Source organism: Nocardia sp. NPDC003979 (assembly GCF_053605015.1).
On record NZ_JBSGIJ010000004.1, the window covers coordinates 472,870 to 490,789 of the forward strand.

General features: G+C 66.6%; 18 protein-coding genes. 8 read left to right on the forward strand and 10 right to left on the reverse strand.

What is annotated here, in order from left to right:
- Positions 1-5: 5 nt before the first annotated feature.
- Positions 6-1,352 carry a lipase family protein gene (locus ACWEVR_RS11935; protein WP_452466919.1) on the reverse strand — a complete coding sequence of 449 codons (1,347 nt, stop codon included), beginning with the start codon at positions 1,350-1,352 and terminating at the stop codon, positions 6-8.
- 154 nt (positions 1,353-1,506) lie between these two features.
- A complete protein-coding gene (locus ACWEVR_RS11940) occupies positions 1,507-2,022 on the reverse strand; it encodes a hypothetical protein (RefSeq protein ID WP_452466920.1) in 516 nt (171 codons plus the stop codon).
- Between the two features lie 280 nt (positions 2,023-2,302).
- Between ACWEVR_RS11940 and ACWEVR_RS11945 the strand changes: the two genes are divergently transcribed.
- From ACWEVR_RS11945 to ACWEVR_RS11960, 4 genes are all read left to right on the forward strand, one after another.
- A complete protein-coding gene (locus ACWEVR_RS11945; RefSeq protein WP_452466922.1) occupies positions 2,303-2,983 on the forward strand; it encodes a TetR/AcrR family transcriptional regulator in 681 nt (226 codons plus the stop codon).
- Entirely contained in the window at positions 2,980-3,861 is an 882-nt protein-coding gene (locus ACWEVR_RS11950) for an alpha/beta fold hydrolase (RefSeq protein WP_452466923.1), read from the forward strand. The genes ACWEVR_RS11945 and ACWEVR_RS11950 overlap by 4 nt, the downstream gene beginning before the upstream one ends.
- Before the next feature lie 69 nt (positions 3,862-3,930).
- On the forward strand, positions 3,931-5,097 hold the full coding sequence (locus ACWEVR_RS11955) for a hypothetical protein (RefSeq protein ID WP_452466924.1): 1,167 nt from the start codon (positions 3,931-3,933) through the stop codon (positions 5,095-5,097).
- A gap of 14 nt (positions 5,098-5,111) precedes the next feature.
- Positions 5,112-5,366 (forward strand): hypothetical protein, encoded by a 255-nt coding sequence (locus ACWEVR_RS11960; protein WP_452466925.1) that lies wholly within the window; start codon positions 5,112-5,114, stop codon positions 5,364-5,366.
- A 206-nt stretch (positions 5,367-5,572) separates the two neighbouring features.
- Here the strand turns inward: ACWEVR_RS11960 and ACWEVR_RS11965 are convergent, their stop codons facing one another.
- The 3 genes from ACWEVR_RS11965 to ACWEVR_RS11975 all read right to left on the reverse strand — a co-directional run bounded on the left by ACWEVR_RS11965 (position 5,573) and on the right by ACWEVR_RS11975 (position 7,520).
- Positions 5,573-5,797: a hypothetical protein gene (locus tag ACWEVR_RS11965; protein WP_452466926.1), complete on the reverse strand. Its 225-nt coding sequence runs from the start codon at positions 5,795-5,797 to the stop codon at positions 5,573-5,575.
- A 548-nt stretch (positions 5,798-6,345) separates the two neighbouring features.
- Positions 6,346-7,185 carry an SDR family NAD(P)-dependent oxidoreductase gene (locus ACWEVR_RS11970; RefSeq protein WP_452466927.1) on the reverse strand — a complete coding sequence of 280 codons (840 nt, stop codon included), beginning with the start codon at positions 7,183-7,185 and terminating at the stop codon, positions 6,346-6,348.
- A complete protein-coding gene (locus ACWEVR_RS11975; RefSeq protein ID WP_452466928.1) occupies positions 7,182-7,520 on the reverse strand; it encodes a nuclear transport factor 2 family protein in 339 nt (112 codons plus the stop codon). The genes ACWEVR_RS11970 and ACWEVR_RS11975 overlap by 4 nt, the downstream gene beginning before the upstream one ends.
- Before the next feature lie 215 nt (positions 7,521-7,735).
- Between ACWEVR_RS11975 and ACWEVR_RS11980 the strand changes: the two genes are divergently transcribed.
- Both ACWEVR_RS11980 and ACWEVR_RS11985 read left to right on the forward strand, forming a co-directional pair.
- Positions 7,736-8,566 (forward strand): MerR family transcriptional regulator, encoded by an 831-nt coding sequence (locus ACWEVR_RS11980; RefSeq protein WP_452466929.1) that lies wholly within the window; start codon positions 7,736-7,738, stop codon positions 8,564-8,566.
- A 290-nt stretch (positions 8,567-8,856) separates the two neighbouring features.
- Positions 8,857-10,110 (forward strand): PucR family transcriptional regulator, encoded by a 1,254-nt coding sequence (locus tag ACWEVR_RS11985; protein WP_452466930.1) that lies wholly within the window; start codon positions 8,857-8,859, stop codon positions 10,108-10,110.
- A gap of 11 nt (positions 10,111-10,121) precedes the next feature.
- On the opposite strand, the gene ACWEVR_RS11990 is transcribed toward ACWEVR_RS11985, so the two are convergent.
- Entirely contained in the window at positions 10,122-10,916 is a 795-nt protein-coding gene (locus ACWEVR_RS11990) for an adenylate/guanylate cyclase domain-containing protein (RefSeq protein WP_452466931.1), read from the reverse strand.
- 339 nt (positions 10,917-11,255) lie between these two features.
- Between ACWEVR_RS11990 and ACWEVR_RS11995 the strand changes: the two genes are divergently transcribed.
- Complete coding sequence (locus ACWEVR_RS11995; RefSeq protein WP_452466932.1) at positions 11,256-12,512, forward strand: PucR family transcriptional regulator; 1,257 nt, start codon at positions 11,256-11,258, stop codon at positions 12,510-12,512.
- Between the two features lie 64 nt (positions 12,513-12,576).
- Here the strand turns inward: ACWEVR_RS11995 and ACWEVR_RS12000 are convergent, their stop codons facing one another.
- From ACWEVR_RS12000 to ACWEVR_RS12015, 4 genes are all read right to left on the reverse strand, one after another.
- Complete coding sequence (locus ACWEVR_RS12000; protein WP_452466934.1) at positions 12,577-13,128, reverse strand: TetR/AcrR family transcriptional regulator; 552 nt, start codon at positions 13,126-13,128, stop codon at positions 12,577-12,579.
- 25 nt (positions 13,129-13,153) lie between these two features.
- Complete coding sequence (locus ACWEVR_RS12005; RefSeq protein ID WP_452466935.1) at positions 13,154-14,014, reverse strand: enoyl-CoA hydratase-related protein; 861 nt, start codon at positions 14,012-14,014, stop codon at positions 13,154-13,156.
- Positions 14,015-14,034: 20 nt separating this feature from the next.
- A complete protein-coding gene (locus ACWEVR_RS12010) occupies positions 14,035-14,940 on the reverse strand; it encodes an NAD(P)H-dependent flavin oxidoreductase (protein ID WP_452467027.1) in 906 nt (301 codons plus the stop codon).
- Positions 14,941-15,014: 74 nt separating this feature from the next.
- Positions 15,015-16,808, reverse strand: a complete 1,794-nt coding sequence (locus tag ACWEVR_RS12015) for an N-acyl-D-amino-acid deacylase family protein (RefSeq protein ID WP_452466936.1) — start codon at positions 16,806-16,808, stop codon at positions 15,015-15,017.
- Positions 16,809-16,998: 190 nt separating this feature from the next.
- On the opposite strand from ACWEVR_RS12015, the gene ACWEVR_RS12020 reads away from it, so the two are divergent.
- Positions 16,999-17,919, forward strand: a complete 921-nt coding sequence (locus tag ACWEVR_RS12020) for an alpha/beta fold hydrolase (RefSeq protein ID WP_452466937.1) — start codon at positions 16,999-17,001, stop codon at positions 17,917-17,919.
- Position 17,920 lies beyond the last annotated feature (1 nt).

Below are 17,920 nucleotides of genomic sequence, written 5' to 3' on the forward strand. Positions count from 1 at the left end.
GAAGCCTAGGCCGCCTTCTCTACCGGGTGAGGTCCGCGCGAAACGATCGGCGCGCCGATCAGTGGCCGCCCGGTTGCGACCGCCAGCGCGGTACCGACCACCCCGACCAGTCCGCGCAGACTCAGCGCTGAGATGCTCGACGAGAGCACGGTTCGTGTGCTCGGTGGCGCCAAGGGATCGGCAGCGAAACGGTCCGACAACCAGCCCAAACTCATCGGGGTCGACAGCGGAAGCAACGTGAAGTGGTCACTCATGCGGTCCCGTACATAGGTGACGTGGGTGCCCGCAGCCCGGTACCGTTCGACCTGCTGGTCGACACTGCCGCAATGGATCACCTGATCATCGACCGGCTGCATCACCAGCAGCGGACAGCCGGGGGCGGACAAACCCAACCGCAGATCGTCGAGCACCGCTCGGATCTTCGGCTCGGCGAGAATCTCGTCGAGCGGACGCCGTAGGTGGTCGTCGAAACTCTGCCCCGACATCCGCAGCAGCGCGACAATCGGCGGTAGTTTCTCGACGGCTGCCAACAACGCCTGCCCCTCGGGCAGGATATCGGCATCGAGGGCAGCGTCGAGGTCCGGATACAGCCGACGCAGCGCCGCCACCACCATCAGCGGAAAACCCGAGAATCGACTGCCGTGCAGGCGAAGAAACACTTCGCCGGGATCGCCGACCGGTGCGCCGAGCACCGCACCCACCACGTTCAACTCGGGCGCGTAACTCGGAGCCATCTCGGCGGCCCACGCACTGGCCATGCCACCACCGGAGTACCCCCACAACGCGATCGACGTCCGCGGATGCAGGCCGAGCGGCATGAACGATAGCGCGGCTCTTGCTCCGTCCAAGCTGCGATAGCCCGGTTCCCGCGGCGCGCCGAAACTTCCCTTCATACCACCGTGATCAGCGATACTGACCGCCCAGCCACGCCGGAGCGCATTCGCGATCAGCGGCCATTCGAGCCGGGTGATCGAACCCGGCGCCCGCGTATGGTGGCGCAACACGTAGGACGGAGCACAACGCTCGGTCACCGAGTCGATTGCGGACTGGAACAACAACAGCGGACGGTCCTGGTCCGCGACAGCCCCGGCCGGGAGCACGACGGTGGTTATCGCGATCTCCGCCCGCCCGAAAAGGTCGTTGCTGCGGTAGGCCAACTGCCAGGCTTGGACCTGCTGCCGCACCGATCCGAACAGTGACAGTTCGACTCGCCTGCTCCGAATCAACGAGCCCGGTGCGTAGGCGGCGATATCGGCGGGACAGCGCATGAAGGGGTCGAGAGAGAGGAGCTGCGGGACGTCGCGGTGCGGTTCGGTACTTCTCGGCTCCGGCGAATGATCAGTTTCGGACACGATTTCAGGGTCTTCCTGGGTTCGACAGACGAGCTGTGCGATATCGAAGCCCGGGTCCACAGACCCCATCTCACAAACGGCCGGAGGCGACCTTGCCCACTACCGAGCCTAGGCAGCTCCCTACTGATTCGTGGGCAGCAGAGCACCAATTGTGTTACCTCACATCAGTTTCAGCGCACAGGTTGTATCCCGACGCAACCTTTGTCCCCGCTGGGTGCCGAACCTTTCCGAACACCCCTCCCTGCCCGAATACGTTGTCCGCGAACCGTTGTCCCATGAGGGCGTGTGTGTCGGTGTCCGGGTGCAGGCCGTCGGGAAGTGGATGGTGCTGCGCGTCGTGCCGGCCGTAGAGAGTGCGACCGTCGAGGTAGTGCAGGTTCGGGTCCTCGGACCTGCTGTCGATGATCTCCGCCAAGGCGTCCCGAACGGCCCCAAGGGTCAACCGGCCCAAGGTGGTATCGCCCTTCTTTCCGGTCGCGATGAACTGCACGGAGTCGGTGCCCAGCGTGGTCGGATCGATCGCACCGGCGCCGGGGGTGTCCTCGTGGATCGGGCAATGGATGGGCGAGATCAGCAGCAGCGGCGTGACGGGGTGGCCGTCTCGGATGGTGTCCAGGAAGCCGTGAACGGCGGGAACGAAGCCGCGCAGCCTCATGGAGTCGTGGTTCACCACATTGATTCCCAGCTTGACGATCTGTTCGTTGTGCGGGAGCCAGATCTCGACCGTTTTCTCCCCGGGCGCGAGAGCGGTGATGGTGACGATCCATGAGGGTGAGCTGCGGATCGGCGAATCGCTCTCGGATCGGTCGGGGAAGTCTGTGGGGACGTACGCCGCGCTCGGACGATTCCAGTTCTACTGTGTCCAGGAGGAGAGCCATCCTTCAACCGCCCGAGGTCTTGCCTCACGTAGTGACCGTCTGACAGGATTGGGTCACTACCTAGGAGCGCACATGCCCCGACCTCTACTTCCCGACCGCCGAGGGCGCATCCTTGCCGCAGCACAGCAATTGCTGCTGGACAAAGGGTGGCCCGCAACGACGGTGTCGGCGATCGCCGCTCGGGCGGGTATCGGCAAAGGTGCCGTCTACCTGGAGTTCCCGGACAAGCCCGCGATCCTGGCCGCGGTCCTGCACGACCGGATGCGGCAGTTGAGTGCCCAGGTGCATACCCGGGTCGTCGAGACCCCGGACCTCGTCGATCTGCCGGCGGTCTACCGGTTCGGGGTCGAGGCTCTCCTCGCGGATCCGTTGATGTGCGCGCTGTACACCGGTGATCAGAACGTGCTCGGCGACTACGTGCACACCGTCGCAGACGACCGCTATCTGCAGCGCCAGGACTGGCTGGGCGACTATATCGCTCGCCTCCAAGACATCGGCGTCATCGACACGACGATCCCCGCCGACACCATCACCCAGGTACTCAGCGTGTTCACCGTCGGTCTGATCCATGCGCCGGGAACGCTGGGCGCCACCAGCGCGGAAATGCTCTCTGCCGCGGTGGGACTGTTCGCTGATCTCGTCGGGCGCGGTCTCGCGACCGGCCTCCCCACCGATCCCGAAGCGGCGCGTGCAGCGCAACTCGAATTGCTCGGACGACTGGAAACCCAACTCGATCCGCAGGAGGCGCCATGACCGACATTTTCGACACCTACACCGACGTGACCGTTGCCGGTGGCCCGGTGCGGCTCTATCGCGCAGGCGATTCCGGCCCGCCGCTGCTCCTGCTGCACGGCGGCATGCTGGACACCGCCCAGGGTGTATGGCGCCGGATCGTGCCCGACCTCGCCGTCGACCACCGCGTCTACGCCATAGATCTCCCCCGCCACGGCGACAGCCGCCCCTGGCGAGGAGTGCTCGACGACACTTTCTACCGGCGGTTCCTCCACGAACTGCTCGACACCCTCGACCTGCCCCGAGTGGCGATCATCGGTATCTCACTCGGCGCGGGCGTCGCGACCGGATACGCCTTGGACCATCCTGAACGAGTCACCGCCCTGATCACCATCGGCCCCGGCGGAATCGGCGCCGAACGCACAGCACAATTCCTCACCTGGTTACTCATCCGAACCCCCGGTGTCCTGCGGCTCACCAGCCGATACCTGGCGCGACATCCCGCAGCGATCCGCAAGTCGATGATCAGCACCCTCACCGCGGGCGCGAACACCCCCGATTTCGACACGATCGTCGAGCTGGCCACCGCCGAAGCCGTAGCGAAAGCCGAACACGGCGAACCGGTCCTCGACGACTGGATGACCCGCGCGTACGGTCCATTCGCCATGCGCCTCAACCTTTTACCAGCCCTCCCGGGCATGACCACACCCACTCTGTGGGTCCGAGGTGGCAACGACCGGCTCGTCGGCGCAACCGAGATGTCGGCAGCGGCTGCCGCAACACCGAACGGTCGACTGGTCACCATCGCGGACGCCGGGCACATCGTCACCTACGACCAGCCCGAAGAATTCAATCGTCTCGCCCGCGAGTTCTTGCAGGCGACACTCGATCACTGCTGACCGTGAAGCCGACCCCTAGGGCACAGCCACACCCGGTGAACGTTCCTGCCGCGCATGTACCTTCGGGACATGGGGAGTGCAGCCGGAGCGGTGCGCAGGTTACGCGGTCCGCTCACGGTGGTGATCGCGATGGTGGTCGCGATTTCGGTTGTGTGCGTGCTACCGAGATGGTGGTGCGGCCGGGACGCCGACGGGTGGTATCGAGGTGACCCGACGTTGCTGCGCGGACTCGCCGAGGAGATGGTCGCCTTCCAAGCCGCCGATGATCACCGACGAGCCACCGGCGGAGGAGACGGGATCGTCGGCATGTGGGGCCTGCTCGCCCATCAGATGACAGCACAGGGTTTGGCGCAAGCGTGTCTGGAACATCCCGAATGGCGGGAGCGGTACGCCCCGGTCATCACTCGCGCCGCAATCAAAAGTCTTCTGCCCCAGATGCGTTCGGAGTTCACGTCGGCATGGGACGGCCGCGACGGACTCGCCGAACTCGACAGCACCGACGGTCACGCCTATCTCTCCTATCCGGCCCTCGCGCTCGGCATGGCGCGGTGGATCGATCCAGCCTTCCCTGCTGACCTCGCCGTTCAGCACGACGCTCTGATCACCGCCCTCGAGCGGCGGCTGCTCGCTTCGCCGACCGGGTTGCTCGACACCTTTCCCGGCAGGGCGTACCCCACTGATGTGGCCGCGGTCGCGGCGGCGATCGCGGTGCACGGCAGGGTGACAGGAGTCGATCACACGGCGGTCATCGCGCATTGGGCGCGACAGGTGCGCGCGGTTCAGATCGATCGCGACACCGGACTGGTGATCCAGCGCATGGGCACCGACGGCCGGGCCCAGGACGCACCACGCGCTTCGGGAACCGGTTTGGCGGCCTATTTCGCCGGCTTCGCGGACCGGTCGCTGGCCGAAGAGTTGGCAGCAGGGCTGTTCAGGCAGGAAAGAACTGTCCTCGGATTCAGCGCGATCGATGAGTACGGCGATGGCTACAGCGGCCCCGGCGACATGGACAGTGGCCCCTTGATTTTCGGAATATCGGTGTCGGCCACCGGTTTCGCATTCGCCCCCGCCCGCGCCTTCGGCCACCGCGACACCTTCACCCGCCTGTTCCGCACCGCCGACCTCTTCGGACTGTCACTACAGAGCGGAACCCGCACACGATTCGCGACCGGCGGCGCGATCGGCAACGCGCTCCTGCTCGCGTTCTTGTCTTCGGGACCGGAGCTGGCCCGATGAAGGTCCCCAACGCAGTGTCGACCGTGTGGCGCCTGTTCCGCATTCCGCTGGTCCTGGCGGTGTTCTACCTCGCCCTGCATGCGGCTCTGGCGGCGGCGTCGGCTCGGCACGGGTACGGGTCACCCGATGGCCTCGGAACAAGCTTCGTGACCTTGGCCGTTGTCGTGGTAGCCCTGCGCCTCGTGCTGATCATCGCCGTCCCAGCGGTTCTCGCTTACCGCGTCGTGACACTGGTCTTGGCTAAAATCCGGCCAGTCGACACGCGATAGGCGGCGACGGGGCCTGCCAGAACCTCGAAGCGACGTCACGATCCCTTGCGACAAACCCTACCTCTGACAGCGGGTGGTCCACCGGATCGAGTCGGTGTGGTCTCATCTTCGTTCTGCAAGAAGGCCCCGAACGAGGCTGGACACCCGCGACACTGATCAGCCTCATCGTGGGCCTCATCGCGACCGTCGGATTCGCGGCATGGGAGCTACGGCGCCGCGACGCGGCCCTGCTGGATGTCCGCCTCTTCGGTGAGCTGATCCAGGCTGCACAGCAATCCTTCGTCGACGGTTGGCTGCAGGCCATGTGGGTGGGTGTCGGCGTCATGGGTGCCCTGTTCCTCTACATCCTCACGGTCGGCCCGAAGAACACCCTCGCCTCCCCTGCGCAGGATGCCGAAGCGCCCGAGCTCATCGACTCGCTCGTCCCTCACCGACCCACGCCCGGCACACCCTCGGCTGATCATTCGACGCCATGTACACGCCCACGCTGTTCGATGAAAGGCAACTTGCTGTCCGGCGTGGCACTCACTGGTCGACCTGGCGACGAGGACACCGATACCGCACCAAATAAGCCCACTATGGGTACGCCGGTAGATTCCGACGTCGTTGGCCGTCCGATACTGGCGTCGGAAGGCGTGGATCAGGGCCGTGTTGATCGGCGGAAAATGACGTCTGGGACGCTCAGGCTTCCCATGAATCAATGGCCCCGCTCGGTACAGCCGGTATCACCGGCTTCACGCCCACCGCATCACAGCGAGCGAAGACCACGACACCCCCTGAATGGTGCTCGCCTCTCGTGAGTTCGGGCGTGCGGTGCCCGATGTGCGGCGGTTCATCGACGTCACCCGATCAGGATCGACGGCCGATCATCGGGGACCTACCTGGTGGGGCCGCGCACCACACCCGACCCGTCGATCTCGGTCAGCCGGCGCAGGTGAGATCGGCCGGCCGGGTCGGGTGTGCCTCGCTCGGCGGCTTACTAGGCGGGGAAATCCGCGCTGCGGGAAAGTGTTTCGTTCGTCCGGATGTCGGCCAGGTTCTTCTCCAGCGTATCGATTACGGCTTCGTAGCCACTATTGCCCAGGACCAGCCGGCGAGGCGGCGGATCTTGGGCCATCGCCGCGATCACCGCACGGGCACCGCGGTGCGGATCGCCGGGCTGCACGCCGTCCATCCCGACGAAGACTGCCCGGACCTGCTCCAGCATGTCGCGGTATTCCGGCATCGGCTCCTCGACGGGCTCGCTGGCGAAGCCGGCGTAGGCGTTCGTCCGAAACGCTCCCGGTTCGACCGTCAATACGGAGATGCCCTGCTCAGCGACCTCATCGCGCAGCGCATCGGTGATGGCTTCGATAGCGAACTTCGTCGCACTGTAGTAGCCGAACCCGGGCGCTGACACAAGCCCGGCTACCGAGGACACGTTGACGATCCAGCCGTTTCCGCGGGCGCGCATTTCCGGCAGCACCGCACGGGTCACGGACAGCACTGCGAAGAAGTTCAGTTCGAACATCGCCCGCAAGGAGGACTCGTCCATCCCTTCGATCGACCCGTACCAACCGCGGCCGGCGTTGTTGACGAGTACGTCGATGCCGCCGAAGCGTTCCTCGGCGTCATGCACCGCGCGCTGTACCTGCGCGGCATCGGTCAGTTCTAGCGGGACCACGAGAACTCGGTCGCCGTATTGGTCGGCCCACGTCGCCAGCTCTTGCGGGCGCCGGGAGGTGAGCGTCACGCGGTCCCCGGTCTCCAGCGCGGCCTCGGCGAACGCGACTCCGAAGCCCCCGGGCGTGCCCCCTGTGATGAACCATCGCCTGCTCACGGCTCGATCACCAACCGGCTGATCGACGTGCCGTCGAGTGTGAAGCGGTAGTGCAGGTCGACGACCCCGCCGGGGAAGTTGCCCTCCAAGTGCTGTCCGACGTCAACGGTGGCGTCGGTCATGGTCGCGCCGGTGAACTGGGAGGTATAGGTGTACTCCCCGGCCGAGGCGGTCAGCCAGGCCCTGATCTCGTCTCGGCCGGTGTAGGTGCGGCCGTCGTCGGTCACGACGGCATCGGTGGTGAACGTGGCGGCCGCTCGGCCGTCCTCCGGTGTGCTGAGCGCGGTCATGAACGTCTTGATGTTGTCCGGGAGTGCGTCCCATCCTGTGGTCATGACCCCACGTTGGATCTTCCCCCAAGGGGAAGGTCAACCCTCGGACGGCGAATCTCGTATTCGTGCCCCCGACGGCCAGGCCCCCGGATCCCAGGGAGGACCCTTAAACGGGACGGGACCTTCGGGCTGACGCCGCGATGTTGACCTTGCCCCAGGGGAAGACTTCAGGATGGCCTCACACCGTCCGCAGGCGGCCGAACGCAGAGGAGGATGCCATGGGCGCACGGGTCTCGATCGGTGACTTCGCCGTGATGACCAGCTTGAGCAGGAAGGCGCTACGGCACTACCACGACATCGGCATTCTCGAACCAGCCCACATCGACCCCCACACCGGCTACCGGTTCTACGACACCAGCCAGGTCGATCACGCACACATCATCCGCAGGTTCCGCACTCTTGGCATGTCCATTCCCGACATCAAGGCGCTGCTGAGTACAGACGACGCCGCGGCTCGCACCGAGATCATCACAACTCATCTCGAACAGATGGAGGTGCAACTGCGGCAGACCCGTGACACCGTCGGCGCGCTGCGGGAGTTGCTTTCTCCAGTGCCCACCCCCGCCCACGTGGAGTTGCGCCGTGAAGCTGCGCTCGCCGTGTGGTCGATCGGCGCCACTATCGAGGTGTCCCAGATCGACAGCTGGTTCTCGGCGACCCTGAAGACACTGCGAGACGCAATTGCCACGACAGCAGGTACACCGTCGGCGGTGGTACCGGGTGGCCTCTACGACCGGGCACTGTTCCTCGAATCACGCGGCAAAGCCACCCTGTTCGTACCCGCGCCGCACTCCGCGAACCCGCCGGAGGGCATCCGTGCCGAGGTCTTACCTCAGGCCGAATTCGCCGTGCTCACCCACCCCGGCGGTCATGACGAAAGTATCGACCGCAGTTACGGGGCTCTGGGAAAATACGCAAACGAGCATCTGATCAGCGACCAGGGGCCGATCCGCGAACACTACATCGGTGGCACGCCCTCAGATCCGACAGCGTTCACCGCCACGGAGATCTGCTGGCCGATCTTCAGCACCGCTCCACCGCCGAACTGACGGCAGTCCTCGGCGCCCGATTCATCCCCGGAACGGGCGTGAGCAGCCCATCGCATTCCCCAGCAGGCGGGCCGAGCCACCGATGGCCGCCGAACGACCTGGCTGTCGAAAACCGATCGGTTCTCGAACGCCTCGACCCCTTGATCAACCCGCAGGCCGACAACCTCGCCAGCGCGTCTAAGACGTGTTGCGAAATCGGAGTGATCAAGTCCCATCAGCGAGCGTCGCCGTTCAGAGGTCGGACCAGTACACCGCCCTGTCCTCGGGCGCGTGGGTTGCATAATGAGGCGATGCACGTGGGTGAGGGTCTGTTCGATCGGCGTCTGTCCGGCCGCGCTCGCGAGGTGATCCGGCAAGGTGCTGAGATCGCGTTGAACGCTCCGGACGAGTGGCTCGACGAGCTGCATGACGCCACCTTGTACAAGACGAGCCTGCGCGCGATCGCTGCGGACCCGCTGCTGGCCGAGGCGGTGCGACGGGTCAATCGCGCGAATCTGCTGCATTGGGCCTCGGCCAACGTTGCGGACCCGGGGATGCCGGTGCCGATCAATCTCGGCGCGGAGCAGATCGGTATCGTGCGGGATCTGGTTCGTCGTGGGGCGAACGAGACGGCGCTTCAGGCCTATCGGGTCGGCCAGGATGTGGTCTGGCAACGGTGGATGACGATCGTTTTCATCCTCACGACCGACCCGTTCGAACTGAAGGAGGTCTTCGAGGTCACGGCCGCGTCGATCGCCGATTTCGTGGACGGCACCATCGAGGCGATCACCGAAGTCATCAGCCGTGAGCGCGACGAGATGTCACACGGCTCCTACGCCGAACGCCGCGAATTGATTTCGCTGCTCCTCGAAGGCGAACCGAACAATATCGACCGTGCCTCGAGCCGGCTCGGCTACCGGCTCGACACGACGCACACCGCCGCGATCGCCTGGAGTGACACCCCCGGCGCCGAACTCGAGGAACCGCACCGGGTGACCCGTGCGTTGGCGCAGGCCGCGGGTGCGGCGACATCGCTGAGCCTGCTGGCCAGCGCTGCCACCCTCTGGGTGTGGGTCCCCGGCCCTACCCCGCCCGATCTCGCCGACCTGGCCGAGGCCGTGGACCACATCCCCGGTGTACGGATAGCGGTAGGTTCGACCGGGCAGGGTATCGCCGGATTCCGGACCTCGCACCTCGATGCCCAGGCCACCCATCGCATCCTGGCCCGCCCTCATTGCACCCGCCGTCTCGCCACGTTCGCCGAGGTTCAGTTGACCTCGTTGATCTCCGAGAACGGCGCGCAGGCAGACCGATTCATCAAGTACACCCTCGGCGAGCTGGAACACGCCGACAGCGATATCCATGAGGCCGTGCTGGCCTACGTCACTGAGCAATGCAGCGTGACCAGGGCGGCGGCGCGGCTGTTCACCCACCGCAACACCGTCATGCGGCGGCTGGCGCGGGCCGAGGAATTGCTGCCGCGCCCGCTGGCGGACAACAGCGTGCACGTCGCGGTCGCGCTCGACGCGCTGCGCTGGCGCCAGAGTGCGCCGCGAAATCGGTGACGCCCGGCCGGTCAGCCGGTGACGGGGGTCAGCAGGTGGGTGCCGCGCAGGCCCTTGAGGCCGACCTCACGGCCCTGCCCCACCGAGATGCCTGCACTGGTCGCGACGGCGGCGAGTACCGGTTCGCTGACAAGAGTTTCCCCGCCGTCGGCTTGCTGGGTGACCCGGGCGGCCATGGCCACATTACGGCCGAACAGGTCGTCACCCCGGCGCACCGAGCTGCCCATATGAATACCGATCCGCACACGGAAACTGGACTGCGGGGATTCTGATCCGCTTTCTTTGCGCAGTGCGGTCTGGATGGCCAGCCCACATCGCACCGCTTGCTCGGGCGCGGCGAAGGCGATCATGTAGCCGTCGCCCTGGTTCTTGACGACGTGTCCGCTGTGATCGCGTACGCAGCGTTCGACGAGACGGTGGTGCTGGTCGAGCAGTTTCACCCAGGCGCGGTCGCCGAGTTGTTCGTTGAGCGCCGTGGACTCTTCGATGTCGGAGAACATGATCACGACGTTGCCGTCGGGTGCCAGTCGCGCCAGGTCCGGACGTTCGACGCGCGCCCAGCCTGCGAGGTCTTCCACGGAGGTGAGCACGGCGGCCCGAAAGCCTTTGGCGCGCACCAGGTCAGCGGCCTGCCAGACAGTTCGCACCGCCTCCCGGCTGGTTCCGACGAGCCGTTGGGTCGTCGTGGGCCGCCGCTGCATCGCCTGCCTGCGCCTGCTGCGGGCCAACAGAATCGACAGGGTGAGCAACCCGGCTGCTTCGCCCGCGACGAGGATCGCGAGCACGATGATGACGACCGTGTTCATCGCGGGCGGTCCAGGGCGGGGACGCCTCCGGTCGAACCGTGCCTGACCTGGGCGTCTGAGCTCGTCACGAGCAGAATAGTACACACCCGTTCACCAGAATTCCGAGCGGCGGTTTCGCGGTCTGAGGTCGGCCGATCCGTGCCGACCTGCGCTGCGACGGAGATTTCACAGCTGCCGAAGCCTCATCGATCGGTCTTTCGGTGTACAGCAGTGGTCGTTCCTCGGTGCAGCTTGGTGCATGTTGCACCCGCCGGTCGGCTTTCAGGTGCGCTTTGCCATTGGTGAGCTGGGTCACCGACCAGCACGATGGACGAGCACTGACCAAGACAGGAGCTCTGCATGCCGAACAGGCCCCGCCCACCGCAGGACGCCACACAGACGGGCCGAAGGATATCCGATGATCTACCCGGGGCAGCGGTGATCGCCGGGCAGATCATGGACCGATTCGTCATCACTAGCCCACTACCCACCACGGTGCCGACCACGATGCTGCGCCGCGATGTCCTCGCGATGGTGCGTGCGTGCCTGGCGGTGGCAGCCGACGTGCTCGACGGCGTCGACCCCCGGAAATCACTCGCCGAGGTGCGCACCTGCGCTGTGGACTGGGCCCACGCGGGCGCGTCGGTCGATGCGATGCATCACGCGATGCACGAAGGGTTGGCCTGGACATTCGACCACGTCGCCGCGCGGGCGCGGGCCGACGACGGGTCGATGATCGTGGCAGGTCGGGCGTTCGTCGAGATCGCGAACCGGCTTGCCGTGGCGATCTCGCAGGGCTACCTGACCGAAACACTCGATGGCCGAGATGAGTCCGTCGATGCCCTGGTGTCAGCGGTGATGGCGGGCACAGCGACGTCGGCCATGGCCCGCGCGCATGGGCTTCGACTGTCCGCGAACTACCTGGTCTTCGCGCTGGAGATCGCGCCACACGTCGACGAGTCGGACTCGCGCCTCGATCGCCGGATCATCGCCGGCCGCAAGGTCCGCCGGGTCAGGACAGAGGTCACCCGCTGGTGCGGCAACAACGTCCTGATGTTGTTGACGGCCAGCGGTGGAACCCTACTTGTTCCCGCCTCCCAGCTGGACACAGCCGATGCCGAACGTTTCGTCGATGCGATATCGGGCGCCGCACAAGCCCCGGTCCGTGCCACCTTCCTGCCCGCGACCATCGACTCCGTCCCAGCGACGATCGAGCATGTGGACGCGATGCTCCGACTCATGCACCGTATGCGGCGCGGAGGCCTGCACCTGTTCGGGGACCTTGCGGTGGAATACCAGTTGACCCGTCCAGGAGCGGCCCGCGACCACCTTGCGGCCGTCCTCGATCCGCTCAACCCACAACCGGTGCTGCTGGAAACGCTGCAAACCCACCTCTCCACCCGAGCGGCTCGTCTGAGGACGGCCAAGGCATTGCACGTGCACCCCAACACGATCGATTATCGACTCGAACGGATCGCCGAGGTCATCGGCTTGGACCCCCGAAAGCCTGACGACCTGTGGCGATTGCGGTCCGCCATGGTCGCCCGGCTCGCCGGAGACATCGACGAAGAACTGGAACACCCCGAACAGCCTGCGGTGGCCGCGAAAGCGTGCTGAGCGGCCGGGTCCGGCGTGAATGGAAGGAGGGCCGACGAGTCCGAGCAGGGCGATCCCCAGGTCTTCAACGGTGTGCTCCGTCGAGGATGGTCAGCGACAGCGCGGTGAGTTGCTCGATGGCGCGAGATCGTGGCAACTCGGGGCCTATGAGATAGGCGAGGGCGACACGGGCCACCGAGCCCGCGGCCAGGCGAGCTTCGGGCGGGGCCAGGGTCGGCTCGATGAGGCGTATCACTTCTGCCAGCCGGGTGAGGACCTGTTCATTGGCCGTGCGGAGAAGCAGTAACGACTGTCTTCGCCGGTCCGCCAGTGCGAGGGCGAGGAAGCTGTCGTCGACGACGTCGAAGAAGCACTCGAAGGCGGTCGCCACACTGTCCTCGAGTGTCGGCCCGCACTCCACCACTGCCTCGATTTCGAGCAGCAGGTAGTCGAGGCGGTGATGGATGTAGGCGGCCGCGATCATCGAGCGCGTGCCGAAGGCGTCGAAAATCTGCTGCCTGTCGATTCCGCACCGTGCGGCGATCGCTGTGACGCTGGTGCGTGACCAGCCGCGGTCGGCGATCAGATCGCCGACCGCTTCCAGCACGGCGGCGCGCATGTGGTCGTCGGGTGACATCGGCGTCCCGGTATCGGTGGCGCGGCTATCGGCGGTCGCCCGGCGACACGACGGCGGCATCGTCGATTCCGTGCCATGGGACGAACGCCGGGATGTCGGCGGGGACGCGGCCAGGGAACTCGGGGCTGCGCCGCTGCAGGAACGCGGTGACACCCTCGATCGCGTCGGCACTGTCGGCCAGTCCGCCGATGAGCTTCGAATCCAGCGCGTGCGCCGGGTACGGGCTGTCGAAAGCGCTCAGGCGCAACAGCATCTGGCGGGTGACGGCCACCGACACCGGTGCGGTGTGCGCGATGAGCTCGCGTGCGTACGCCTCGGCGGCAGGCAGCACCTCATCGGGTTCGACGACCTGGTGGACGAGCCCGCCTGCCAGCGCCTCGGCCGCCGGGAACACCCGCCCGGACAGCATCCAGTCCATCGCCCGGCCCATGCCGACGACGCGCGGCAGATGCCATGCCGAGGCGCCCTCGGGGAAGAACCCGCGTCGGGTGAAGACGTAGCCGAACCGGCTGTCGGTCGCGGCGATGCGGTAGTCCGCGGGCAGGATGATCGTCGAGCCGGCGCCGACGGCGGCGCCGCGGATGGCGGCGATGACGGGTTTGGTGCATTCGAAGATCCGGCGCGAGCACTGTCCGGCCGGTTCGAGCCACTCGTCGTCGATGTCGACGCCCGGCGTGCCGCCGGACAGGTCCATGCCGACGCAGAAGTCGGTGCCCTCGCCGGTCAGGATGATCGCGCGCACCGCCGGATCGCGGTCGGCCTCGGTGAAGGCGTCGGCGAGTTCGGCGGCGATGGTCAGCGTGTACCCGTTGCGCGCGCCAGGGCGGTTCATGCTGATGGTGGCGATGTGGTCGCGCACCGAGTACAGGATCTCTTCGTAGGCCATGACGTCCTCGGGGTGTCGGATCACTGGGCGGGCAGCAGGTCTTGGGCGGTGAGGGCGGCCAGGCGCTGACGCGCTTCGGCGTACTCACGGGTCAGGCGATCGACCAGGGTGGCTACGGGCACGACCGCGTCGATCGGCCCGATGCCCTGGCCGGAACCCCAGATGTCGCGCCAGGCCTTGGCGTCGGTGTTGCCGCCGGAGCCGAAGTTCATCGCGGAGGGGTCCGAGACCGGCAGGTTGTCCGGGTCCAGACCTGCGGCGACGATGCTGCCGCGCAGGTAGTTGCCGTGCACGCCGGTGAACAGGTTGGTGTAGACGATGTCGGCCGCCGCCGAGGTGGATATCTGCTCCTTGTACGCGTCCGCGGCGTCGGCTTCGTCGGTCGCGATGAACGCCGAGCCGACATAGGCCAGATCGGCGCCCGCGGCCTGAGCGGCGAGCACCGAGCGGCCGTGCGCGATCGCGCCCGACAGCAACAGCAACCCGTCGAACCACTGGCGGATCTCGGAGAGCAGGGCGAACGGGGACAGCGTGCCCGCGTGCCCGCCCGCGCCTGCCGCGACCGCGATCAGACCGTCGTATCCTGTGTCGGCGGCCTTGCGGGCGAAGCGGTTGTTGATCACGTCGTGCAGCACGATGCCGCCGTAGGAGTGCACCGCGCCGACGACTTCGGAGCGCAGGCCGAGCGAGGTGATGACCACCGGAACCCGGTGATCCACCACCGCGGCGAGGTCTTCCTCCCAGCGCGTGTTCGACCGGTGCACGATCAGGTTGGCGGCGTAGGGCGCGCCCGCCACCGACTCGCCGATCTCGGCCAGCCAGTCCCGCAGCGATTCCACCGACCTCGCGTTCAGCGTCGGAAACGCGCCGATGATCCCGGCACGGGCCTGCGCGATCACCAGTTTCGGCTTGGAGATGAGAAACATCGGCGCCGCGACCACCGGCAGGGTGAGCGAGCGCGCGAGTTCGGAGGTGTCGAGCACGGTGTTCCTTTCCGGCACTACTGCGCCGAGACGGTGGGAGTGGGGGTGGCGCCGCGGACCTTGCGCCCGGCGGGCAGGAAACGGCCAGGGCCCCAGCCCTTTCCGAGCCCGTCGGCGAACGTCCCCTCGCGGTAGACCACGCGGCCGTTGACGATGGTCGCGGTGACGGCGCGGTCGTTGCGGTTGACCATGCGGCGCAGGCCGTCGTATTCGGGGACTTCCTGTTCAGCGAGCTCGTGCACCTCGCCGTCGAGCCCCTCGGGGTCGACGATGACGATGTCGGCGCGGTCGCCGACGCGCAGGTGGCCCGCGTCGAGGTTGTACCAGTCGGCCAGTTCCCCGGTGAGCCGGTGCACGGCGTGTTCGAGAGTGAGGAACGGCTTGCGCTCGCCCTGCGCCGACTTCACTCGTTCGAGCAGCCGCAGGTGATAGTTGTAGAAGGCCATGTTGCGCAGGTGGGCGCCCGCGTCGCCGAAGCCCATGTGCACGTTCTTGTTGGCGGCGAGCTTGTCGGCGTACTTCGGGCGGTGGTTGGCGATCGTGGTGCGCCAGCGGATCTTTCGGCCATGCTCGACGACCAGGTCGAGGAACGCGTCGACCGGGTGGATGCCACGCTCGTCGGCCAGCTGTCCGAAGCTCTTGCCGATATGCGACGGGTCGGGGCTGTCGACGACGGTGGCGTCGTAGAGGTTGCGGTGCCAGATCTTCGGACTGAATTTGTTCTCGTAGTCGCGGCGGAACCAGCGCCGGTACTCCTCGCTGCGCAGCAGCTCGTTGCGCTCGACCTGGTCCTTGATGTCGAGAGCGGCTGCGCCGGAACCGAATTCCTCGAACACGACCAGGTCGATGCCGTCGGCGTACACCGTGAACGGCACCGGCAGATGCTGCCAGCGGAACACCCCGTTGAGCAGGCGGTTGATGATCGGCGCGCCGTACATCATGAAGTACACCAGCGGCGGATACGCCTTGGAGTCGGCGGCGGCGAGCAGCGAGACCTTGAGGGCCTTGCGGCGGAAGCGGCCACCCGCGGCGAGGAAGAACTTGGGCAGGTTGGGGGTGAGCGAGATCTCCGGCGTGCTCTGCAGGATGCGCTCACGATCGCGCAGCACCTTGTTCAGCGCGCGGAATTCGCGGCGCTTGACGAAGGTGGTGGGCAGCGAGCGCGAGCGGTAGAGGTCGCCGTCGAGCTTGTCGATCCAGTTCGTGGTGGCCGACATGCCGAGGAATCCGGCGTCGAGCGCCTCGTTCAGGATCGCGATCATCCGGTCGAGTTCGGCGGCGGTGGGCTCGACCTCGTCGTCGACGGCGCGGTCCATGCCCATGACGTGGATCCGCATGTCGGACTGGCCGAGGAACGTCGCGACATTGGGGCCGATGTTCAGCTTGTCGATGGCGTGGGCGTACTCGGTCGGGGTGGACCAGGTGCGATGCTCGCCGAGGGTGCCGATCACGATTTCGCGCGGCACCGCCTCGACGCGGCTGAAGATGTCGGCGCATTCGACGTCGGTCGCCAGAATCGTGGTGAGCGAACAGTTTCCGATGACCGTGGTGGTGACGCCGTGGCGCAGCGATTCGGTCAGCGCGGGGGCGGCGAGCATCTCGACGTCGTAGTGGGTGTGGATGTCCACGAAGCCGGGCATCACCCACTTGCCGCCCGCCTCGATCACCTCATCGGCCTCGGTGACGTCGAGTGGCCGGGAGCTGATCGCGACGACCTCGCCGTCCTTGATGCCGATATCGGCGGTGCGCGCCGCCGATCCGGCGCCGTCGAACCAGATCCCGTCGCGGATCAGCAGGTCGTAGCTACCCATACCGGACTCCCTTCATGCTTGCATGCATGTCATTCACATCGAGATTCGAGAACCCATACAGCTCTATCACTGCGTCTACCTGGGAACTTATCGCTTCACGATTGACGCGACGCGAAGTAACATGTAAAACCATGCACTAGTGAATGTCGAAATGCAAGGGCTGATCCGGCCACGGACCGAAAGGGCACGCATGTCTTCGCCCACCCCGGAAACGCGACGGTTCCGGTCGACCACCACCGAACTCGTGGCACTCACCTGGGGTGACCCCGGTGACCCGCTCGCGCTGCTCGTGCACGGTTTTCCCGACAGCGCCTGGACCTGGGACGTGCTCGGGCCAGCCCTCGCGGCAACCGGCCGCTATGTCGTCGCCCCGTTCACCCGGGGCTACGCGCCGAGTTCGCTGGCGACCGACGACGACTACTCGATCGGCTCACTGGTCGGCGACATGGTCGACATCCATCGTGAGATCGGCGCCGACGAGCGCGCGATCGTGATCGGCCACGACTGGGGTGGCGCGATCGTCAGCGCGCTGACCGCGGCACACCCGGATCTGTTCCACCGCAGTGTGTTGATCGCCATTCCGCCGCTGGCCACGATCACGGCACTGTTCGCCCCGTCCCGACTGCGCGTCAATGCCGCCCGGCTGGTGCGCCAGGCCCCGCGCAGCTGGTACATGACGGTGGTCTCGACGCCCTGGGTCTCCGACGCGATCGGCGCCTGGTTGATCGACCGGCTCTGGCGGGCCTGGGCGCCGCACTCGGTCGCGGCGGTGGCCCGGCAGCGTGAACAGGGACTGATCGCCCTGGCGGGCCGCGCTCGACGCCGCGCCGCGTTCAGCTACTACCGCGCGGTCTGGAACCCGCTCTACCGCCGCTCCCGGGCCCACCGCTACGAACAGCTGGCGGCTTTCCGCCCGCCGCGGGTTCCCACCCTGTATCTGCAAGGGGCCCAGGACACCTGTGGACTGGTCGACACCGGCGCCGACGCGCTGGAGCATCTCCCCCCGGGCAGCCGACGCGTCGTCGTCGCGGCCGCTGGGCACTTCACCCACCTGGAACAGCCCGAGATCGTCACTCGGCACATCATCGATTTCGTCGGCAAAGGAGCCTGAC

Coding starts and splice junctions, on each gene's coding strand:
- ACWEVR_RS11995 (WP_452466932.1), top strand. CDS start 11,256: ATGCCGAACAGGCCCCGCCCACCGCAGGACGCCACACAGACGGGCCGA.
- ACWEVR_RS12010 (WP_452467027.1), bottom strand. CDS start 14,940: ATGTTTCTCATCTCCAAGCCGAAACTGGTGATCGCGCAGGCCCGTGCC.
- ACWEVR_RS11980 (WP_452466929.1), top strand. CDS start 7,736: ATGGGCGCACGGGTCTCGATCGGTGACTTCGCCGTGATGACCAGCTTG.
- ACWEVR_RS12005 (WP_452466935.1), bottom strand. CDS start 14,014: ATGGCCTACGAAGAGATCCTGTACTCGGTGCGCGACCACATCGCCACC.
- ACWEVR_RS12015 (WP_452466936.1), bottom strand. CDS start 16,808: ATGGGTAGCTACGACCTGCTGATCCGCGACGGGATCTGGTTCGACGGC.
- ACWEVR_RS11945 (WP_452466922.1), top strand. CDS start 2,303: ATGCCCCGACCTCTACTTCCCGACCGCCGAGGGCGCATCCTTGCCGCA.
- ACWEVR_RS11955 (WP_452466924.1), top strand. CDS start 3,931: ATGGGGAGTGCAGCCGGAGCGGTGCGCAGGTTACGCGGTCCGCTCACG.
- ACWEVR_RS11990 (WP_452466931.1), bottom strand. CDS start 10,916: ATGAACACGGTCGTCATCATCGTGCTCGCGATCCTCGTCGCGGGCGAA.
- ACWEVR_RS12020 (WP_452466937.1), top strand. CDS start 16,999: ATGTCTTCGCCCACCCCGGAAACGCGACGGTTCCGGTCGACCACCACC.
- ACWEVR_RS11975 (WP_452466928.1), bottom strand. CDS start 7,520: ATGACCACAGGATGGGACGCACTCCCGGACAACATCAAGACGTTCATG.
- ACWEVR_RS11950 (WP_452466923.1), top strand. CDS start 2,980: ATGACCGACATTTTCGACACCTACACCGACGTGACCGTTGCCGGTGGC.
- ACWEVR_RS11985 (WP_452466930.1), top strand. CDS start 8,857: ATGCACGTGGGTGAGGGTCTGTTCGATCGGCGTCTGTCCGGCCGCGCT.
- ACWEVR_RS12000 (WP_452466934.1), bottom strand. CDS start 13,128: ATGTCACCCGACGACCACATGCGCGCCGCCGTGCTGGAAGCGGTCGGC.